The 17,845-nt window shown below is 64.7% G+C and carries 23 protein-coding genes; 18 read left to right on the top strand and 5 right to left on the bottom strand.

Going from position 1 to position 17,845, the window contains the following annotated elements:
* Window positions 1-10: 10 nt before the first annotated feature.
* Window positions 11-754: a YebC/PmpR family DNA-binding transcriptional regulator gene (locus tag LZ518_RS12520; RefSeq protein WP_249916309.1), complete on the top strand. Its 744-nt coding sequence runs from the start codon at window positions 11-13 to the stop codon at window positions 752-754.
* Window positions 747-1,235, top strand: a complete 489-nt coding sequence (gene ruvC / locus LZ518_RS12515) for a crossover junction endodeoxyribonuclease RuvC (RefSeq protein WP_249916308.1) — start codon at window positions 747-749, stop codon at window positions 1,233-1,235. Before LZ518_RS12520 ends, ruvC begins: the two co-directional genes overlap by 8 nt.
* 1 nt (window position 1,236) lies before the next feature.
* Here ruvC and LZ518_RS12510 read toward each other — a convergent pair whose 3' ends face one another.
* Window positions 1,237-2,118 carry an alpha/beta fold hydrolase gene (locus LZ518_RS12510; protein WP_249916307.1) on the bottom strand — a complete coding sequence of 294 codons (882 nt, stop codon included), beginning with the start codon at window positions 2,116-2,118 and terminating at the stop codon, window positions 1,237-1,239.
* A 218-nt stretch (window positions 2,119-2,336) separates the two neighbouring features.
* Between LZ518_RS12510 and ruvA the strand changes: the two genes are divergently transcribed.
* The 5 genes from ruvA to LZ518_RS12485 are packed head-to-tail and all read left to right on the top strand — an operon-like array spanning window position 2,337 to window position 4,876.
* A complete protein-coding gene (gene ruvA, locus LZ518_RS12505; protein ID WP_249916306.1) occupies window positions 2,337-2,933 on the top strand; it encodes a Holliday junction branch migration protein RuvA in 597 nt (198 codons plus the stop codon).
* Window positions 2,930-3,658 (top strand): ParA family protein, encoded by a 729-nt coding sequence (locus LZ518_RS12500; RefSeq protein WP_249916305.1) that lies wholly within the window; start codon window positions 2,930-2,932, stop codon window positions 3,656-3,658. The genes ruvA and LZ518_RS12500 overlap by 4 nt, the downstream gene beginning before the upstream one ends.
* Complete coding sequence (locus tag LZ518_RS12495; protein WP_249916304.1) at window positions 3,655-4,053, top strand: GFA family protein; 399 nt, start codon at window positions 3,655-3,657, stop codon at window positions 4,051-4,053. The genes LZ518_RS12500 and LZ518_RS12495 overlap by 4 nt, the downstream gene beginning before the upstream one ends.
* The gene (locus LZ518_RS12490) at window positions 4,050-4,448 is read left to right on the top strand and encodes a GFA family protein (RefSeq protein WP_249916303.1); all 399 of its coding nucleotides are present in this window, start codon (window positions 4,050-4,052) and stop codon (window positions 4,446-4,448) included. Before LZ518_RS12495 ends, LZ518_RS12490 begins: the two co-directional genes overlap by 4 nt.
* Before the next feature lie 17 nt (window positions 4,449-4,465).
* A complete protein-coding gene (locus LZ518_RS12485; RefSeq protein WP_249916302.1) occupies window positions 4,466-4,876 on the top strand; it encodes a DUF4019 domain-containing protein in 411 nt (136 codons plus the stop codon).
* Here the strand turns inward: LZ518_RS12485 and LZ518_RS12480 are convergent.
* Window positions 4,873-5,994, bottom strand: coding sequence for a dipeptidase (locus LZ518_RS12480; protein ID WP_249916301.1), 1,122 nt, complete (start codon window positions 5,992-5,994; stop codon window positions 4,873-4,875). The genes LZ518_RS12485 and LZ518_RS12480 overlap by 4 nt on opposite strands.
* A gap of 72 nt (window positions 5,995-6,066) precedes the next feature.
* On the opposite strand from LZ518_RS12480, the gene ruvB reads away from it, so the two are divergent.
* Genes ruvB through pal form a run of 8 tightly spaced genes read left to right on the top strand, consistent with a single transcriptional unit; the run spans window position 6,067 to window position 12,508 of the window.
* Window positions 6,067-7,104 (top strand): Holliday junction branch migration DNA helicase RuvB, encoded by a 1,038-nt coding sequence (gene ruvB, locus LZ518_RS12475; protein WP_249916300.1) that lies wholly within the window; start codon window positions 6,067-6,069, stop codon window positions 7,102-7,104.
* Complete coding sequence (locus LZ518_RS12470; RefSeq protein WP_249916299.1) at window positions 7,101-8,240, top strand: DUF3089 domain-containing protein; 1,140 nt, start codon at window positions 7,101-7,103, stop codon at window positions 8,238-8,240. The genes ruvB and LZ518_RS12470 overlap by 4 nt, the downstream gene beginning before the upstream one ends.
* A 60-nt stretch (window positions 8,241-8,300) precedes the next feature.
* On the top strand, window positions 8,301-8,753 hold the full coding sequence (locus LZ518_RS12465) for a YbgC/FadM family acyl-CoA thioesterase (protein WP_249916298.1): 453 nt from the start codon (window positions 8,301-8,303) through the stop codon (window positions 8,751-8,753).
* Window positions 8,754-8,782: 29 nt separating this feature from the next.
* Window positions 8,783-9,454, top strand: a complete 672-nt coding sequence (gene tolQ / locus LZ518_RS12460) for a protein TolQ (protein WP_249916297.1) — start codon at window positions 8,783-8,785, stop codon at window positions 9,452-9,454.
* Window positions 9,454-9,897 (top strand): ExbD/TolR family protein, encoded by a 444-nt coding sequence (locus LZ518_RS12455; protein ID WP_431358223.1) that lies wholly within the window; start codon window positions 9,454-9,456, stop codon window positions 9,895-9,897. The genes tolQ and LZ518_RS12455 overlap by 1 nt, the downstream gene beginning before the upstream one ends.
* The gene (locus LZ518_RS12450; RefSeq protein WP_249916295.1) at window positions 9,894-10,640 is read left to right on the top strand and encodes a hypothetical protein; all 747 of its coding nucleotides are present in this window, start codon (window positions 9,894-9,896) and stop codon (window positions 10,638-10,640) included. Before LZ518_RS12455 ends, LZ518_RS12450 begins: the two co-directional genes overlap by 4 nt.
* 2 nt (window positions 10,641-10,642) lie before the next feature.
* Window positions 10,643-11,929, top strand: a complete 1,287-nt coding sequence (tolB, locus tag LZ518_RS12445; protein WP_249916294.1) for a Tol-Pal system beta propeller repeat protein TolB — start codon at window positions 10,643-10,645, stop codon at window positions 11,927-11,929.
* 60 nt (window positions 11,930-11,989) lie between these two features.
* Entirely contained in the window at window positions 11,990-12,508 is a 519-nt protein-coding gene (gene pal, locus LZ518_RS12440) for a peptidoglycan-associated lipoprotein Pal (RefSeq protein WP_249916293.1), read from the top strand.
* Window positions 12,509-12,561: 53 nt separating this feature from the next.
* Here the strand turns inward: pal and LZ518_RS12435 are convergent, their stop codons facing one another.
* Together LZ518_RS12435 and panC are read right to left on the bottom strand one after the other, a co-directional pair.
* Entirely contained in the window at window positions 12,562-12,864 is a 303-nt protein-coding gene (locus LZ518_RS12435; protein WP_249916292.1) for an SEL1-like repeat protein, read from the bottom strand.
* Window positions 12,865-12,947: 83 nt separating this feature from the next.
* Window positions 12,948-13,799, bottom strand: a complete 852-nt coding sequence (panC, locus tag LZ518_RS12430; RefSeq protein ID WP_249916291.1) for a pantoate--beta-alanine ligase — start codon at window positions 13,797-13,799, stop codon at window positions 12,948-12,950.
* Window positions 13,800-13,881: 82 nt separating this feature from the next.
* Here panC and LZ518_RS12425 point away from each other — a divergent pair, with 82 nt between their 5' ends.
* The 3 genes from LZ518_RS12425 (at window position 13,882) to LZ518_RS12415 (ending at window position 16,799) form a co-directional block, all read left to right on the top strand.
* Window positions 13,882-14,673 carry a division plane positioning ATPase MipZ gene (locus LZ518_RS12425; RefSeq protein ID WP_249916290.1) on the top strand — a complete coding sequence of 264 codons (792 nt, stop codon included), beginning with the start codon at window positions 13,882-13,884 and terminating at the stop codon, window positions 14,671-14,673.
* Window positions 14,674-14,795: 122 nt separating this feature from the next.
* On the top strand, window positions 14,796-16,175 hold the full coding sequence (gene pgmG / locus LZ518_RS12420) for a phosphoglucomutase/phosphomannomutase PgmG (RefSeq protein WP_249916289.1): 1,380 nt from the start codon (window positions 14,796-14,798) through the stop codon (window positions 16,173-16,175).
* 42 nt (window positions 16,176-16,217) lie between these two features.
* Window positions 16,218-16,799, top strand: a complete 582-nt coding sequence (locus tag LZ518_RS12415; RefSeq protein ID WP_249916288.1) for a GAF domain-containing protein — start codon at window positions 16,218-16,220, stop codon at window positions 16,797-16,799.
* Between the two features lie 38 nt (window positions 16,800-16,837).
* On the opposite strand, the gene LZ518_RS12410 is transcribed toward LZ518_RS12415, so the two are convergent.
* Window positions 16,838-17,836, bottom strand: a complete 999-nt coding sequence (locus tag LZ518_RS12410; RefSeq protein WP_249916287.1) for a ligase-associated DNA damage response exonuclease — start codon at window positions 17,834-17,836, stop codon at window positions 16,838-16,840.
* Between the last annotated feature and the right edge of the window lie 9 nt (window positions 17,837-17,845).

Genomic DNA, 17,845 nt, shown 5'->3' with positions numbered 1-17,845 from the left:
GAGGACGCAAATGGCCGGCCATTCCAAATTCAAGAACATCATGCATCGCAAGGGCGCGCAGGACAAAAAGCGCTCGGCGATGTTTTCCAAGCTAAGCCGCGAAATTACGGTCGCGGCGAAGATGGGCCTGCCGGATCCCGACATGAACGCCCGGCTCCGGGCTGCCGTCCTGGCTGCCAAGGCTCAGTCGATGCCCAAGGACAATATTCAGCGATCGATCGACAAGGCGTCGGCGAGCGATGCCGAAAATTATGAGGAGGTCCGCTACGAAGGCTTCGGCCCGGGCGGCGTCTCGATCATCGTCGAAGCGCTGACCGACAACCGCAACCGGACCGCGACCAATGTCCGCACCGCCTTTTCAAAGAATGGCGGCAATCTGGGTGCCAGCGGCAGCGTCAGCCACGGTTTCGACCGGATGGGGTTGATCGAATATCCGGCCAGCGCTGGCGATGAGGAAAAAATTCTCGATGCGGCGATCGAGGCCGGCGCCGACGACGTCCAGAGCGACGAGGACGGCCACGAAATCTGGACCTCGATCGACACGCTGCACGAGGTCGCCAAGGCGCTCGAAGCGGCGATCGGCGAAGCCGAGGCGGTCAAGCTCGGCTGGAAGCCGCAGAACGAGACGGTCGTGGTCGGCGACGACGCGGCGACGCTGATGAAGCTGATCGACGCGCTGGAAGAGGATGACGACGTCCAGACTGTCTGGGGCAATTATGATGTCCCCGACGAGGAGCTGGAGAAGCTTGCCTAAAGTCCTGGGATTGGACCCCGGCCTGGGCGCGACCGGCTGGGGTTTGATCGAGGCCGAAGGCAATCGCCTCCGTCACCTCGCCAATGGCCAGCTCAAGACCGACGCGTCGGAACCTTTGCCCCGCCGGCTATCGCACCTCGCCTCCCAACTCGAGTCACTGCTCGCCGATCACGCCCCTGACGCGGCCGCGGCCGAGGAAATATTCGTCAACAAGAATCCGCAATCGACCTTGAAGCTCGCCCAGGCCCGCGGCGTGGTGCTGATGGTCGCCGCCCGCGCCGGGCTCGACGTCGGCGAATATGCTGCCCGGCTGGTCAAGAAGGCGGTGGTCGGGACCGGCTCTGCCGACAAGGCGCAGGTCCATGCGATGGTCCAGCGCCTCCTCCCAGGCTGTGCTATTTCAGGCCCCGACGCAGCCGATGCGCTGGCGGTGGCGATCACTCATGCTCACCACCTCGCCAGCGCCCGGCGCCTCGGCTGAGCTAGGTCAGCACCACCTCGACCTTCTGCTCCTCGGCCAATTCCTCAACCGGACGCCCTTCGATGAAGTTAAGGATGTCCGCGTTGATCAGGTCGGGATGCGTCGCATGGCAGCCATGCGGCAAATCCTTGTAGGTCTTGAGTGTCCCGTTGGGCAGCAGCTTGGCCGCCAGCGGCCCTGAGTCCGCGTAGGGCACGATCTGATCGTCCTCGCTGTGGATCACCAGCACAGGCTGCTGGATCCTCTTCAGATCCTCGGTGAAGTCGGTCTCGGAAAAGGCCTTGATGCATTCATAACCGGCCTTGACGCTGCCCATCATCCCTTGCCGCCACCAGTTGCGGATCAGGCCTTCAGACACCTTCGCACCAGGGCGATTGAACCCGTAGAACGGACCGGTGGGCACATCGAGATAGAGCTGGGCACGATTGTCGGCCAGCGCCTTGCGAAAGCCGTCGAACACTTCGATCGGGGTTCCGCCCGGATTGCTGTCCTTCTTGACCATTACCGGCGGGACGGCATCCAGCAGCACGGCCTTGGACACGCGGCCCGGCTCGGCCTGGGCGACATAATGGGCAACCTCGCCGCCGCCGGTCGAATGGCCGACATGGACCGCGTTGCGAAGGTCGAGCGCAGCAACCAGGTCGATGACGTCGGAGGCGTAGGTATCCATCTCATTGCCGCTGTCGGTCTGGCCAGAGCGGCCGTGACCGCGCCGGTCATGGGCGATCACCCGATAGCCCTTGTCGAGGAAGAACATCATCTGGTTGTCCCAGTCGTCGGAACTGAGCGGCCAGCCATGATGGAAATGAATTGGTTGCGCGTCCTTCGGACCCCAGTCCTTGTAGAAAATCTCGGTTCCGTCGCGGGTATTGATCGTCGGCATCGGGCAGCCTCCTTGGCTCCAGAGTGATTCCCCGCCCCCAGTCCGTCTCGCCGCTTATCATTGCGCTTTTGCGTCAGCCCCTGGCCAAAGGAGTCCGACTCGTCGCAATGGCGAACGGCAATTTTCGCTTATCACGATTTGCTACGCGCCGCGCTGGCCTATGCGCAGCTTTTGTGACTCGCTTGCGCCGGCGATGAATTGGCCTAGACGTTTGGGCCATGATCGCCCGCCTCGCCGGAAAGCTTGTCGAGACCAGCGCCGACGGCGCCATCATCGACGTTCAGGGCGTCGGCTACCAGGTGCAGGCCAGCGGACGCACGCTGGATGCCCTTGGGCCCGCCGGGGGCGATGTCGTCATCCTGACGGAGCTACAGGTCCGCGAAGATGGCTGGACCTTGTTCGGATTCGGCTCGGCAGGCGAACGCGAAACATTTCGCGCCTTGACCAGCGTCCAGGGGGTTGGCGGTCGGGTGGCACTGGCGATCCTGTCGGTGCTCGACCCGGTTGAACTTGCGACTGCCGTCTCGCACGGCGACAAGGCCATGGTCGCGCGGGCCAACGGGGTCGGCCCCAAGCTCGCCCAGCGGATCGTCAACGAACTGGCCGGCAAGCTTGGCGCCCCGGCTCTCGCCGGCAGCGCGGGCGCTCCTGCCCCGCGCGGCGGAGTTGCCGCCGACGCGCTGTCGGCGCTCGCCAACCTCGGCTTCAAGCCGGCCGAGGCCAACGCCGCGGTTGCTGCCGCCAACGACGAGCTGGGTCCCGAAGCCAGCCTCGACGCACTCGTCCGGCTCGCGCTGAGGAAGGCGGCCAAATGATCATCGCCCTCTACAGCGCCAAGGGCGGGGTCGGAAAGACGACGCTGGCCGTCAACCTCGCCTGGGCCAGCGCCACTTTGTCGAAGCGCCGCACCTTGCTGTGGGACTTGGATGCCCAGGCCGCCGCCACCTATATCCTCGGCCAGGATCCGCCCGGCGGCCACAAGGCCGAACGCAGCATCATCCGCGATTCCGATCCCTCCAAGCTGATCCGCGCGACCGCCATCGAGCGCCTTGACCTGCTGCCGGCCGATCAGTCGCTACGCGACCTCGATCATGCCTTCCACGACCTCGGCAAGCGCAAGCGGCTGGCCAAGGTCGCCAGCAACCTGACTGGCGATTATGACCGGATCATCATCGACTGCCCGCCCGGCATGACCGACACGGCCGACCAGATATTGCGCGCGTCGGACCTGGCGGTGGTGCCGGTAATCCCCGCCGCCCTGTCGCGGCGCGCACTCGACGAGATCAAGGCGCACGTCGCCCAGAAGAAAGGGCCCAAGGTGGTGCTGGCCCCGGTCTTTTCGATGGTCGACAGGCGCCGCGCGCTGCACCGCAACGCATTGATTGCGCAGAAGGGCTGGCCGGTGATCCCGATGGCCAGCGCCTATGAACGGATGAGTGAGGAGCGCGCGCCGGTCGGCGAGCTGTTTCCACGGTCCAATCTGGCGGTCGAAGCGGTTGCCGACGTCTGGCGGCGGATCGAGAAAGCGCTGGCGAAGTGACCATCCATTCCGCCTCCTGCCGCTGCGGGCAGCTCAAAGCCACTGTCGCTGGCGATCCCGTCCGCATGTCGGTCTGCCATTGCCTCAATTGCCAGAAACGCAGCGGAAGCGCCTTCGCCGCCCAGGCTCGCTGGCCGGCCGAGCAGGTTACGCTCGAAGGCCGCTCAAGCTCCTTCGAACTGGTCGGCGACAGCGGCAAAGCGGCCAGATTCTATTTTTGTCCGGAGTGCGGCTCCGACGTCTATTACGACAACAACGACAGGGTCGACGGGCAGATCGCCATTCCGCTCGGCGCCTTCGACGACCCCTATTTCCTGACGCCGAACTATTCGATTTACGAAAGCCGCAAACACGGCTGGGTCGAGATAGTGGGCGACGGCGTGGAGCACGATTGACCGCCAACACGGCCTCCTGCCGCTGCGGCCAGTTGCGGGCCACGGCCCAGGGCGATCCGGTGCGGGTCTCCATCTGCCATTGCCTTGCCTGCCAGAAGCGCACGGGCAGCGCCTTTTCCGCCCAGGCTAGGTGGGAGGCGGAGCGCGTCACGTTCGAAGGCGAGTCCCGGCGGTGGGTCCGCACCGCCGACAGCGGTCAGCAAACCACCTATCATTTCTGCCCGAACTGCGGCTCGACGGTCCATTACGGCGGCGGCAATTTTCCGGAGCTGGTGGCGCTGCCGCTCGGGGCGCTCGAAGACCCCTATTTCGACTGCATCGACTATTCGGTGTGGGAACGCCGCAAGCACCCCTGGGTGCAACTGGTCGGCGAGAATATCGAACACAGGGACTAATTCGGTCGGGGGGAAATATGTCACGGCGGCTTTTATCGATCGTCGGAGCGCTAGCGCTCACGGCGTGCTCTGCGGGAGCGGACACCAAGACGGCGGAGGTTGGCGTCGCCAATTTTCACCGGGATGTGGATGCCGGCAAAATTGCGCAAATCTACGATACGTCGGCACCGGAAATGAAAAGCTCAATCACTCGCGACGAATTCGTCAAATTATTGACCGTGATGCGCACCAAGTTGGGCCCCTACAAATCTGGCAAGACCACTGCCTGGAACATCAATGTCGGTACTGGAGGCCACCTTGTGACGTTGAACCGCGAGGTGCAATTCGAACGCGGGCCTGGTACCGAGGAATTTGTTTTCCGCGTTGAGGGCGGGAAAGCCGTGTTGGTTGGTTGGCACGTCTATTCCAATGTTCTGATCACCGGTTAGCCGCCCCACGCCTCCCGATACACCCGCAGGAAATTGCCTCCCATCAGCTTCTCCAGCCGCGCCTGGCTCCAGCCGCGCCTGGCAAGATCGTCGGCGAAGCGGCGGTAGCGGTCGACGCTATTGTAATCCTCGACCAGCGGATAGACCCCGACCGCCTCTCCCGGGGCGGCGATGCCGGCCTTGATCCGCTGTTCCTGCCATTCCTTCAACTTCCGCTTGGTCTCTTCGTCGAGCGTGGTCGGAAGCACGCCGTTGTCGGTGCCAATGCCGACATGATCTTCGCCGGCGACGTTGGCGACATGTTCGACATGGGCCAGCAGGTCCGCGCCTTTGGGATGACTGTCGAGCGTCAGGAACGGCATGAAATAAACGCCGACTACCCCGCCCTTGTCGGCGACCGCCTTGATTGTCGCATCGTCGGTATTGCGGGGATGGTCGGTCAGCGCCTTTGCGCCGGTATGGCTGATGACCAGCGGCCGCTTGGCCTGCGCCGTCGCCTCGGCCATGGTTCGAGCGCCGCCATGACTCAGGTCGAGCAACAGCTTTTCCGCCTCGATCCGCTCGATCGTCGCCCGGCCGAGCTTCGACAGGCCGGCATTGGCAGGTTCCAGCGCGCCATCGCCGCTGAGGTTGCGATTATTGTAGGTCAGCTGGACGGTCATCACCCCGTCCTTCTTTAGCTGCGCCAGCCGGTCGAGTTCGGGCCCAACCATCGACGTGTCCTGAGTGCCGAGCAGCCAGGCGAACTTCTTTTCGCGCTTGGCCTTCAAGATGTCGGCCGCGGTCCTCACCATCACCAGGCGGTCCGGATTGGCGTTGAGGATATTCTTCTTGGCCGCGACATCCTTCTGATAGTCCGCCCAATTGTCGGCACCGTTGCCGACCGGGAACACCGTGTCGCGGAGCAGCGTGACGCCGGTTGCGACCATCTCGCTCCATGCCCGGTCGCTGAGCCGCAACTGCTCCTCCGGGCCATAGGGATCACCCACGCCGCCCAGCGCATCGATCACGATTGCCTGGTCGTACCACCCCGCCCTGGATGGCTGCGGCTTGCCCATGGCGGGCGCGGCCGCCAGTGCCGCGCTCCCCGCCAACATCGTTCGCCGGTCGATCAACATGCCCCACCTCCCTGTTCGCGGCGCAGCGTGACCAATTGCGCGGGCCGATGCAACTTGTCACAAGGTTCGCGCATGGCCACCGATCCCGCCCGCATCACTACGCCAGAGCGGACCGCAGAGGACGCGGATGTCGCCCTGCGCCCCAAGAGCCTCGACGAATTCATCGGCCAGCAGGCAGCGCGCGAAAACCTCCGGGTGTTCGTCCATGCCGCCAGGGCGCGCGGCGAAGCGCTCGACCATGTGCTGTTTCACGGCCCCCCGGGCCTCGGCAAGACCACGCTCGCCGGGATCGTCGCACGGGAAATGGGGGTCGGCTTTCGCGCCACCTCGGGCCCGGTGATCGCAAAGTCGGGCGACCTTGCCGCATTGCTGACTAATCTTGAGGACGGCGATGTCCTGTTCATCGACGAAATTCACCGACTCAATCCCGCGGTCGAGGAAGTTCTCTATCCGGCGATGGAGGATCGCGCGCTCGACCTGATGATCGGCGAGGGGCCATCGGCCCGTTCGGTCCGGATCGACCTGCCGCGCTTCACCTTGATCGGGGCCACGACCCGCCAAGGGCTGCTGACGACTCCGCTGCGCGACCGGTTCGGGATCCCGGTCCGGCTGAACTTCTACACCAATGAGGAGCTGGAGCAGGTCGTCCGCCGCGCCGCCCGGCTGCTTGGCGCACCGACCACCGCTGAAGGCGAGCATGAGATTGCCCGGCGAAGCCGTGGCACGCCGCGCATTGCCGGCCGCTTGCTGCGGCGCGTCCGCGATTTTGCCCATGCCGCCGGCTCCCCGGCGATAGACGCCGAAGTTGCCGACCGCGCCCTGACCCGGCTGGAGATCGATCGGCTCGGGCTCGATGCGATGGATCGGCGTTACCTCACCATGATCGCCGACCTTTACGGTGGCGGCCCGGTCGGGATCGAGACGCTGGCGGCCGGCCTCAGCGAGCCGCGCGACACGCTTGAGGAAGTGATCGAGCCCTATCTCATTCAGCTGGGCCTCATCGCCCGCACGGCACGAGGTCGCTGCCTCAACGGGCGCGGCTGGACCCATTTGGGCCTGACACCGCCGCAGGGAGCGCAGACGGGATTGTTCGACCAGGGAGACAAATGATGTTGGTTGCCGCCGTCCTGCTCGCCGCCGCCCAGGCCGGCACCGCCCCGGCCTTGCCCGACTATTCGAGCGGATCGAACTGGCTGTGCCTGCCCGGTCGAACCGACATTTGCTCGACCCCGCTCCGGACGACGGCGCTGAATCCCAACGGCTATGGTTCGACGGGGCAGTCGCCAGTGGTCAAGAATGCCGGAGTCGACTGTTTCTACGTCTATCCGACGGTCAGCCGCGACAAGGGCGTCAACAGCGACCTTGTGCCTGATGAGGAACGGGTCGCGGTCGAGGTGCAGTTCGCCCGATTTGCCGGGACCTGCCGCACCTTCGCTCCGATTTACCGGTCGATGACGGTCGGACTGATCACCGCCGTCGCCGCCGGCGCCGACTATAAGGGCCCGTTCGCAACCGCCTATGGCGACGTTCGCGCCGCCTGGCGGGAATATCTTGCAAAGTACAACAAGGGGCGGCCGTTCGTGCTGGTCGGCCATAGCCAGGGCAGCTGGATGCTGCAGACGCTGATCGCGCAGGAAATTGAAGGCAAGCCGATCGCCGGCCAGATGAAGCTGGCGCTCATCCCCGGCTTCAATGTGCTTGTTCCGCAGGGGAAGCTGGTCGGGGGCACCTTCAAGTCCACGCCGCTTTGCTCGCGGCCCGGCCAGACCGGCTGCGTCATGACCTGGACCAGCTACCGCGAGAAGAATGCTCCGCCGCCGGGCGCCATATTCGGCTATGCCGAACTTCCCGGCATGACCGTCGCCTGCACCAACCCGGCAGAGCCCGGCGCAACGGGCTGGATGCCGCTCGACAGCTATTGGTACGCGTTCAGCAAGCAGCCGGTTCCGGGCGGCCCAATCGAATGGTCTGCCGAAGGCTCCCCGCCCTCCCCCTTCCTTCGCACCGAAGGACTGGTGTCGGCCAGGTGCGTCAACGAAGGCCCGCGCGGCTATCTTTCGATCCGCACCAACGCCGACCCCACCGACAAGCGCACCGACCGGATCGGCGGCGAGGTCGGAGTGCTCGGTTTCTTCATTCCAGGCTGGGGCATGCATCTGGCCGACATGAACGCGCCGATGGGCGACCTCATTCGCGAGGTCGAAGCGCTGAACGGTGCCAAGTCGGCCAGCGGCCAGCCCCGTTAGGGCCACTTTTCGCCCTCCAAGGGTTGCGGGCCGAGTCCGGGGCTGGTTAATGCGGAAACGATGGATTCATCCCCCTTTGACCAACCATATCGCGGCGGGTTCGTCGGCGATCAGCACCGCTTCGCGCTGACGGTCTATTTCGAGGACACCGACACCGCCGGGATCGTCTATTACGCCAATTATCTGAAGTTCATGGAACGTGCGCGCTCCGACATGCTTCGGGCGGTCGGCATCGACCAGCAAGCGGCCAAGACCGCCGGCGAAGGCGTCTATGCCGTCGCCGAAGTCGGCATCCGTTACCTCAAACCGGCGCAACTCGGCGACGATTTGCTGGTTGTATCGACCGTCCAGCAGGTGCGGGCAGCGAGCGTCACCATTCATCAACGAGTCATGCGGGGAACTGAAACATTGGCGGATGCTAACGTCACCGCTGCCTTTCTCGACCCGAACAACCGGCCCAAGCGGCAGCCCCGCGCATGGGTCGAGCAATTCAAGCAAATCAGCGAGAAATAATGCCTGACGTGCAAGCAGCCGCAGACCTGATGAGCCCATTGAACCTGTTTTTGCAGGCGGACGTGGTCGTCAAAATCGTGATGCTCGGCCTGTTGTTGGCCAGCATCTGGACATGGGCGATCATCTTCACCCATTCGATCCGCCTCAAGAGCATCAATCGCCAGACCGAGCGGTTCGAACGCGACTTCTGGGCGACCAGCGACATCGACGCGTTTCACAACAGCCGCGGCAACGACCGGTTGCCGATTGCCGCGGTCATGTCGGCGGCGATGGACGAGTGGCGCCGCTCGACCAAGACCGCGCAGGTCGACCGAGCTGGCACGCGCGAACGCCTCGCGAGCCGGATGAATGCCGCGGTCGCGTCGGAGCTGGATCGCCTCAGCGACCGGCTCAACATCCTCGCTACGGTAGGGTCCGTCGCGCCCTTTGTCGGCCTGTTCGGCACGGTGTGGGGCATCATGCGTAGCTTCACCGCAATCGCCGGCGCCAACAACACCTCGCTGGCGGTGGTCGCGCCGGGCATCGCCGAAGCATTGTTCGCGACCGCAATCGGCCTGTTCGCGGCAATTCCAGCGGTCATCGCCTATAATCGGCTGACGCACGGCCTCGACCGGCTTGAGGCGCGGCTCGGCCGCTTCGCCGACCGGTTCCACGCCACCTTGAGCCGCGAGCTCGAAGTGGAGATCGCCTCGGGTCACTGATGGGCGCCAACCTCCCTTCCTCGTCCCGCCACAGTCGCCGCCGAGCGCCGATGTCGGAGATCAACGTCACCCCGCTGGTCGACGTCATGCTGGTTCTGCTGATCATCTTCATGGTCACCGCGCCGCTGCTGGTTGCCGGCGTTCCGATCGACCTTCCCGAAAGCCGGGCCGGAGCGCTCGACCAACAGGCCAAGCCGGTCCAGATTGCGATGGACGCAGGCGGCCGGATTACCATCGACGACTTGGCCGTAGCCGATGCCGAACTGCCCCGGGCGCTGGCCAATATCGCCGCCCAGCCGCAGCCGCCCGAAGGCCGCCGCATCTATCTTCGCGCCGACCGCACGCTGGATTACGGCCGGGTGATGCGCGTGATGGGTGAGCTAAACCGTGCCGGCCTCAACCGGGTCGCGCTGGTTTCGGTCGGGCCGGAACAGCGGCCATGAAGCTCGACCGCGCGGAATGGACCGGAACGGGCGCGGCCCTGTTGTTTCACGTCGCCCTGATCGGCGCACTGTCGCTGAGCCTTGCCCACGTCGCCAGCGTCCCCGAATCGCCAGCCATGGACGTCGAGTTCGTCGAGGACATCGGCGAAACCGCCGCAGCCCCGCAGGCGATCGCCGTCCCGCCGCCGCCGAGCCAGGCCCCCGAGATTGGAGAGGCCGAACCAATTGAGCCCGCCCCGGCAATCCAGCCCAAACCACAGCCAAGCATCGTCCCTGCCCCAGCCAAGCCCCAACCGGTTCGCCCGGCCAAGCCCGCGCCCCGCGCTTCGCGCATCGGCTCCGACTTCCTCAAAGGCATAGAGGACGACGACCTCGCACCCCGGGCCGGCCCCTCGAAACCGGCGGCTCCGACCTTTAATGCGACCGCGCGCATGAGCATCGGTCAGGCGATCCTCCGCCAGGTCCAACCTTGCGCCGACCGCCAGCCATTCATCGGCGAAGGCGCCAGCCAGGTCCGGTTGACCGTCAATCTCAAGCTTGCCCGGAACGGCCGCCTGATCCGCCCCCCAGTTGTGCTCCGGACTTCCGGCGATCCCGACGACCGTGCCAAATATGGCGAGCTGCTGGAGGACCAGGTCCGCCGCATCTTTGCCGATTGCAGCCCCCTTCGCCTTCCGGCCGAGCTTTATGACACGCCCACCGGCGGCTGGAATGACTTCACCTTCACCTACAGGGTAAATTGACCATGCGTCTGATCCTTACCGTCCTGTTCGCCGGCCTGGCCGGCTCCGCCGTCGCGCAGGAGGACCAGGCCCCGGAACTGGTCGGCGGCAGCGTGCGCACCAGCACGGCGATCGCCGTCCCGGTCATGCCGGGCGATGTGGTCGGCCGACAGGTGGCGGAAGTGATTGCGTCCGACCTCCGCTCGACCGGCATGTTCACGCCGTTGGGGCCGAGCGGCCTTCCATCCTACTCCGTCGACGAGGCGAGCAGCCCGGCCTATCCGAACTGGCGCAACGCTGGAGTCGCCGCGCTGGTCTCGGGCTATATCGAGCCGCGCGCCGACGGACGCATCACCCTCGCCTGCTATCTGCACGACGTCACCGCCGGCCGGATGCTGGCCAATCAGGGTTTCGCTGTCACCGCCTCCGACTGGCGCCGCGCCGCCCACAAATGCGCCGACCTCGTTTATTCGCGCCTGTCCGGGCAGCAGCCCTATCTCGACACCCGCGTCGTCTATGTCGCGGAGACCGGTCCCAAGAATAACCGGCAAAAGCGCGTCGCGATCATGGACAGCGACGGCAGCAACCACCGCTATCTGACCATTGGCCGCAACACCGTAGTGACCCCCCGTTTCAGCCCGCGCGGCGACAAGCTGGTCTATGTCAGTTACATCGGCCGGAAGCCTCGCGTCCTGCTCTATGATGTCGCGAGCGGTCAGGAGCGGCTGCTGATCCCCGGGGATCACATCAGCTTCGCCCCGCGCTTCTCTCCCGATGGCCGCGACGTGGCCTTCTCGATGGCCGAAAATGGCAACACCGACATCTACATCGTCTCAGCGAGTGGCGGCTCGCCGCGCCGGCTGACCAGCGCGCCCGGCGCCGACACTTCGCCCAGCTTTTCGCCCGACGGCCGTCAGATCGTGTTTGAAAGCGACCGCTCCGGTACTCAGCAATTATACCTGATGGGCGCCGACGGCGGTGGGCAGCGGCGGATCAGCTTCGGCGGCGGCCGCTATGCCTCGCCAAGCTGGAGTCCGGCCGGCAATCTGATTGCCTTCACCAAGATCGCGGGCCCGTTCCGCATCGGGGTGATGAACGCTGGCGGAGGCGGCGAGAAGGTTCTTACCGACGGGTGGCAGGACGAAGGTCCCAGCTGGGCGCCCAATGGCCAGTTCGTGATGTTCCATCGCACGCCGCAGGGAGCCGGCGCGGCTCGGCTCTATGCCGTACCGGTCGACGGCGGAGCTGCTCGCTTGATGCCGACCCCGGTCGGCGGATCCGACCCCAGCTGGTCGCCGTTGAACAACTGACATCGCGCAACTTACCCGCATTTCGACCTTTATCCTGAACAGGAAACCCAAGGAGTGGATATGAACAAGACCGTATTGATCAGCATGACCGCGCTGGCCCTGGCCATCGGCGGTTGTGCCAAGCGCACTCCGCCGCCCGCGGACGTTACCCAGCCGCCGGTAACCCAGACCGATCCCAACTCGACCGATCCCAACAGCCTGGAAGTGGTCGAGCTACCGGCGCTCCAGGCCGACCTGGTCGCCAAGGCGGGGTCGGACACGGTCTATTTCGGGACTGACGAATATTCGCTCGACCAGGCGACCCAGACGACACTCGCCGCGCAGGCTCGCTGGATGCTTGCGACGCCCAATGTCCGCGCTTCGATCGAGGGCCACTGCGACGAGCGCGGCACCCGCGAATATAATCAGGCGCTGGGCGAGCGCCGCGCCAATGCGGTTCGTGACTTTCTCGTGGCGCAGGGAGTGCCGACGTCGCGGCTGGTGGTGACGAGCTGGGGCAAGGAGCGCCCGGTGGCGACCGGTTCGAACGAAGAAGCCTGGGCGCAGAACCGCCGCGCCGTGACGGTGATTATCCGCTGAGAATTGCGCCCGGGATCCGGCCCGCATGAAGCGTGCCGGGTCTCCGGCTCAGCTTAGGCCGCGTGGCGTTGTTGGCCGCTATGGCCAAGCCAGGCACGAGCCTGGCGCTGCGCCTCGGCAATTTCGCGCGCCGTCATCTCGATCGAGATTTCGGCCCGGCAGGCCTGGCTGCGGGTATCGCCGGACAGAGCGGCAAGATTGAACCATTTATGCGCTTCGATCAGGTCAACGGCGATTCCGCCGCGGCCGGTCGAAAATGTGACCCCTAGTTCGTAAAGCGCCTCTACGCTTCCGGCCTCCGCGTCGGCCATCCGGCTGCGGAGGAAGAAGTCGGCACTCTTCTGACTGATCGCCATGAAACGTCCCCTGTTTCTCGTCTGGAAGCGAAATTCGCGCCCAAGGGACAAATAAATGGTTAACGGCGCGGTGACCCTGTCGGTCAGACTGTGTCCGAAATGACACTGACATTGTCGATCAGTCGGACATTTCCGAGGAATGCGGCGGCAATCAGCCGGCCATTTTGCCGGTAGCGGTCAAGCGGTTCGAGGCTGTCTCCGTCGACATAGGCGACATAATCGACCGGCCCGAACCCGGCCTCTACAAGCCGGGCGATCGTCCGTTCGATCGCCGCTGCCGGTTCGTCGCCGCCGGCAATGGCGGCAGCCAGTTCCCGCAACAGTTGAAACATCGCCGGCGCTTTGGCGCGATCATCCGCGTTCAGCAGCGCGTTGCGCGACGACATTGCCAGCCCGTCTTGCTCGCGGATGGTCGGGTGGCCGATGACCTCTATCGGCAGGCCAAGGTCGGCATTCATCCGCCGGATCACGGCCAGCTGCTGCCAGTCCTTCTCGCCGAAAATCGCGACATTGGGCATGGTAGCTATGAACAGCTTGCTGACCACGGTGGCGACGCCATCGAAATGGCCCGGCCGATGCTCGCCTTCCCAGCGCCCGCTGATCCCGGCCACGCTGACCGTGGTCGCGAAGCCCTCGGGATAAAGCTGGTCGGGCGTCGGCATCCACAGCAGGTCGCACCCCGCCGCCTCCAGCTTGGCCGCATCCTCTTCTTCACGCCGCGGATAGCGTGCGAGATCATTGGGGTCGTTGAACTGCAGCGGATTGACGAAGATCGTCGCGATCACCCGGTCCGCGCGAGACTTCGCCGCAGCGACTAAAGCCAGGTGTCCGGCGTGCAGCGCGCCCATCGTCGGCACCAATGCCAATTTTTCACCAGCTTCCCTCGAAGGGGAGAGGGCCGGGAACAAATCGCTTAACCTTCTAATGATTTGCATGCGATTCCGGCCTTCGATATCTCTATGGCGGGGGCTGTCCTTATTCGGACGGTTGTGGGATTCACAAGGGGAATAGCAGGCCATGGGCCAGCCGCACTTCATCGTTTTCGCCAATGAAAAGGGCGGCACCGGCAAATCGACGACCGCGGTCCACACCGCCATTGCGCTGGCAGCGTCCGGCCACCGGGTCGGCGCGCTCGATCTCGACCAGCGCCAGCGGACCATGACCCGCTACCTTGAAAATCGCGACGCCACGATGCGCCGGCTCGACAGGAAATTGCCTTTTGCCGCCTATGAAGTGCTGGAGGACCAAAGCGAAACCGGACTCGATGCCGCAATCTCGCGCCTCTCCGAGCAGGCCGACGTTCTGGTGGTCGATACGCCGGGCCGCGACGATCCCATTGCCCGCGCCGTCATTCTCAAGGCGGATACGCTGGTCTCGCCAATGAACGACAGTTTCGTCGACCTTGACCTGATCGGCCAGGTCCATCCCGAAAATTTCAAGGTGACCAAGCCAAGCTTCTACGCCGAGCTGATCTGGAACAGCCGCACCCAGCGCGCCAAGGAAACCGGCAAAAGTGTCGATTGGGTGGTCCTGAGGAATCGCCTCCAGCACATTAGTTCGCACAACCTTCAGCGGGTCGGAGCCGCTCTCGATGAGCTGGCCCGCCGCGTCGGCTACCGGGTTATTCCCGGCCTCGGCGAACGCGTCATCTATCGCGAACTGTTCCCCAAGGGCCTGACCTTGCTTGACCTTGGCGAACTCGGCGAAGTTGGCCTCGGTCATATCGCCGCCCGCCAGGAACTGCGCGAAATGATCGCCGGTCTCGCCATCCCTGGCGAGGATGAAGTGAAGGTCGCGGCCGCCGGCTAGGGAACCGCCGCCGCTTTCCGTCATTGCGAGCATAGCGAAGCAATCCAGCTTTGCGCGGACTGGATTGCTTCGTCACTGCGTTCCTCGCAAAGACGATTCCCGAGAAACGACAAGCGGGCAAAATGACTTATATTTTCAATCGCACCATCCTGCGCGAATATGACGTAAGGGGTATCGTCGGGCAGACCCTAAGCGCCGACGATGCCTATGCGCTGGGCCGCAGCTACGCCGCCCTGGCGACATCCGAGGGGGCGACTCGTGTCGCGGTGGGTCGTGACGGCCGCACCCATTCGCCGGAAATGGAACAGGCACTGGTTCGCGGCCTGACCGAGGGTGGCCTAGACGTCGTGCGGGTTGGCATGGGTCCGTCCCCGATGCTTTACTTCGCCGTCTCGACTCTCGACGTCGACGGCGGCGTCCAGGTCACCGGCAGCCACAATCCGGCCGATTACAACGGCTTCAAGATGCTTCTGAACGGTCGCTCGGTTTTCGGCGCGGAGATCCAGGACCTCGGCCGCCGCGCAGCCGAGGGTGACTGGAGCGAAGGCCGCGGCGAAGTGACCGAGACCGACATCGTCGATGCATATGTCGATGCCTTGGTCAAAGATTTTGACGGCAAGGCCTACCGGATCGGCTGGGACGCCGGGAACGGCGCTGCCGGCCCGATCCTCGAGAAGCTGGTGCGGCGCCTGCCGGGCGAGCATTTCACCCTCTACACCGACGTCGACGGCCGCTTCCCCAACCACCATCCCGACCCGACCGTCGAAGCCAATCTTGCCGATCTGAAGAAGCTGGTTGCGGACCATGACCTCGACTTCGGCGTTGCCTTTGACGGCGATGCCGACCGCATCGGCGCAGTCGATAGCAAGGGCCGGGTGATCTGGGGCGACCAGCTGCTGATCATCCTTGCCGGCCCGGTGCTGAAGGACCTGCCCGGCGCGACGATCATCGCCGACGTCAAGGCCAGCCAGACCCTGTTCGATCGCATCGCCGACATGGGCGGCAAGCCCCTGATGTGGAAAACCGGGCACAGCCTGATCAAGTCGAAGATGAAGGAAACCGATGCGCCGCTCGCCGGCGAGATGAGCGGGCACATTTTCTTCAAGCATCAATGGTACGGCTTCGACGATGCGATGTACGCGGCGGTGCGGCTGATCCGAGCGGTATCGGAAAGCGGCAAGTCGCTGACCGAGCTCAAGTCCGAAATGCCCTTGTCGGTGGCGACTCCAGAGCTACGCTTCCAGGTCGACGAGAGCCGCAAGTTCGCGGTCATCGATGAGGTCGCCGGGCGCCTGGCTGCAGAGGGCGCCGACGTCAATTCTACCGACGGCGTCCGTGTCAGCACCGCTGATGGCTGGTGGCTGCTGCGCGCTTCCAACACGCAAGATGTGCTGGTGGCCCGCGCCGAAGCCAAGGACCAGGCCGGGCTCGACCGGCTGATGGCGACCGTCAACGACCAGCTCACGAAGAGCGGCATTACCGCGGTCGAGGCTGCCCATTGACGATTTCGTGACGCGGGGCAGCGGATTCGCTATGGAGAGTCCATGTCCGACCTGCGTTCGATAGATGCTGGCGATACGGCGATGGGCGTGCCCACCGAGAGCCTCTGCCGAGTGCTCGAACTGGCGGTGGCGGACAGCCCCCTCGAGGAAACGCTCGGTGAGCTGATCGGCATTGTCGAATCGACCTCGCGGACGGGAGTGCTGGGCTCGATCCTGTTGCTCGACCAGGACGGCATACATCTTCGCCATGGCGCTGCGCCAAGCCTGCCGGAAGCCTATTGCGCGGCGATCGACGGCGCCGTGATCGGCCCCTCTGTCGGCTCCTGCGGGACGGCCGCCTACACCGCCGAACCGGTGTTCGTCAGCGATATCGCCAATGACCCGCTGTGGGCCGATTTCCGGGAGCTGGCCGAAGCAAATGGCCTGGGTGCCTGCTGGTCGACCCCGATCCTGACCTCGGGCCGCAAGGTGCTCGGCACCTTCGCCATGTATCACCGCGGGCCGCGTGAGCCGAACGTCAGGGACCTGGTTCTGGTCGATCTTGTCACGCAAATTGCCGCGCTGGTAATCGATCGCGATCGCGCCCAGTCGACCCTGCGCCACATTGCGAAAATAACGAACTAAGCGATTGTTGTCCGGCAGTCCCCCGGGCTGCCTCAGCGTCAATCGTCCTCGTCTTCGTAACCGACCAGGTTTAATTCGCGCGCCTTGATCTGGTGCAGCTGGCACCAATGCATCAGCGCATCCTCGCGGCCGTGGGTGATCCACACTTCCCTGGGCGCCACTTCCCTGATGGTCCGGGTCAGCTCGTCCCAGTCGGCATGGTCGGAGATGATCAGCGGCAGCTCGACGTTACGCTGCCGCGCGCGTTGGCGAATCCGCATCCACCCTGACGCCATCGCCGTGATCGGGTCGGGCAGTCGGCGCGACCAGCGGTCGTTGAGCGCGCCAGGGGGACAGAGGATGATCTTGTCCTGAAGCTCGGCCTTGGGCACCCCAGTAGCCAGTCTAAGCTCGCCCAGCGGGACGCCCAACTCTTCATACAGCCGGCACAGCCGCTCCAGCGCGCCGTGGATATAGATCGGGTCGTGAAAGGCCCGCCTGCGCAGCTCCATGATCACCCGCTGCGCTTTCCCCAACGCATAGGCCCCGACCAGGACGCAGCGCCCCGGCTCGGCCCGGAGGCGATGGAGCAGCCGATCGATCTCGCTGCCCGTATCGGGGTGGCGAAACACCGGCAGGCCGAACGTCGCCTCGCTGATGAAGATATCGCATGGCGTCACTTCGAACGGCGGGCAGGTCGGGTCGCTCCGGCGCTTGTAATCGCCCGAGACGACGACTCGCTCGCCACGATGCTCGAGCAAGATTTGCGCGGAGCCCAGCACATGGCCGGCGGGAACGAAGCTGACGTCGACGTCGCCGATCCGCACCTTCTCGCCATAACCCACCCCAACCCCGCGCTGGTCGCCGTAACGCGCCTCCATGATCGCCAGCGTCTCCGGCGTCGCCCACACCTTGCCATGTCCACCGCGGGCATGGTCGGCGTGGCCATGCGTAACCAGCGACCGGTCCCTGGGCCGCGAGGGATCGACCCAGGCGTCCGCCGGTTTGACGTAAATGCCTTCGGGAAAAGGCTCGATCCAACTGCCAAGGCGCGCCATATCGCTGAT

It is taken from the genome of Sphingomonas brevis (genome assembly GCF_023516505.1).
In the GTDB taxonomy this organism is placed as follows: Bacteria; Pseudomonadota; Alphaproteobacteria; order Sphingomonadales; family Sphingomonadaceae; genus Sphingomicrobium; species Sphingomicrobium breve.
Note: the sequence above shows the minus strand (reverse complement) of the source record. Positions and strands in the feature narration are given on the sequence as shown.

Bases quoted from the DNA above. Each gene is read 5' to 3' on its own strand.
- LZ518_RS12520 (WP_249916309.1), top strand. From the start codon at position 11: ATGGCCGGCCATTCCAAATTCAAGAACATCATGCATCGCAAGGGCGCG.
- LZ518_RS12510 (WP_249916307.1), bottom strand. From the start codon at position 2,118: ATGCCGACGATCAATACCCGCGACGGAACCGAGATTTTCTACAAGGAC.
- ruvA (WP_249916306.1), top strand. From the start codon at position 2,337: ATGATCGCCCGCCTCGCCGGAAAGCTTGTCGAGACCAGCGCCGACGGC.
- LZ518_RS12500 (WP_249916305.1), top strand. From the start codon at position 2,930: ATGATCATCGCCCTCTACAGCGCCAAGGGCGGGGTCGGAAAGACGACG.
- LZ518_RS12485 (WP_249916302.1), top strand. From the start codon at position 4,466: ATGTCACGGCGGCTTTTATCGATCGTCGGAGCGCTAGCGCTCACGGCG.
- LZ518_RS12480 (WP_249916301.1), bottom strand. From the start codon at position 5,994: ATGTTGATCGACCGGCGAACGATGTTGGCGGGGAGCGCGGCACTGGCG.
- ruvB (WP_249916300.1), top strand. From the start codon at position 6,067: ATGGCCACCGATCCCGCCCGCATCACTACGCCAGAGCGGACCGCAGAG.
- LZ518_RS12470 (WP_249916299.1), top strand. From the start codon at position 7,101: ATGATGTTGGTTGCCGCCGTCCTGCTCGCCGCCGCCCAGGCCGGCACC.
- LZ518_RS12465 (WP_249916298.1), top strand. From the start codon at position 8,301: ATGGATTCATCCCCCTTTGACCAACCATATCGCGGCGGGTTCGTCGGC.
- tolQ (WP_249916297.1), top strand. From the start codon at position 8,783: ATGAGCCCATTGAACCTGTTTTTGCAGGCGGACGTGGTCGTCAAAATC.
- LZ518_RS12455 (WP_431358223.1), top strand. From the start codon at position 9,454: ATGGGCGCCAACCTCCCTTCCTCGTCCCGCCACAGTCGCCGCCGAGCG.
- LZ518_RS12450 (WP_249916295.1), top strand. From the start codon at position 9,894: ATGAAGCTCGACCGCGCGGAATGGACCGGAACGGGCGCGGCCCTGTTG.
- tolB (WP_249916294.1), top strand. From the start codon at position 10,643: ATGCGTCTGATCCTTACCGTCCTGTTCGCCGGCCTGGCCGGCTCCGCC.
- pal (WP_249916293.1), top strand. From the start codon at position 11,990: ATGAACAAGACCGTATTGATCAGCATGACCGCGCTGGCCCTGGCCATC.
- LZ518_RS12435 (WP_249916292.1), bottom strand. From the start codon at position 12,864: ATGGCGATCAGTCAGAAGAGTGCCGACTTCTTCCTCCGCAGCCGGATG.
- panC (WP_249916291.1), bottom strand. From the start codon at position 13,799: ATGCAAATCATTAGAAGGTTAAGCGATTTGTTCCCGGCCCTCTCCCCT.
- LZ518_RS12425 (WP_249916290.1), top strand. From the start codon at position 13,882: ATGGGCCAGCCGCACTTCATCGTTTTCGCCAATGAAAAGGGCGGCACC.
- pgmG (WP_249916289.1), top strand. From the start codon at position 14,796: ATGACTTATATTTTCAATCGCACCATCCTGCGCGAATATGACGTAAGG.
- LZ518_RS12415 (WP_249916288.1), top strand. From the start codon at position 16,218: ATGTCCGACCTGCGTTCGATAGATGCTGGCGATACGGCGATGGGCGTG.
- LZ518_RS12410 (WP_249916287.1), bottom strand. From the start codon at position 17,836: ATGGCGCGCCTTGGCAGTTGGATCGAGCCTTTTCCCGAAGGCATTTAC.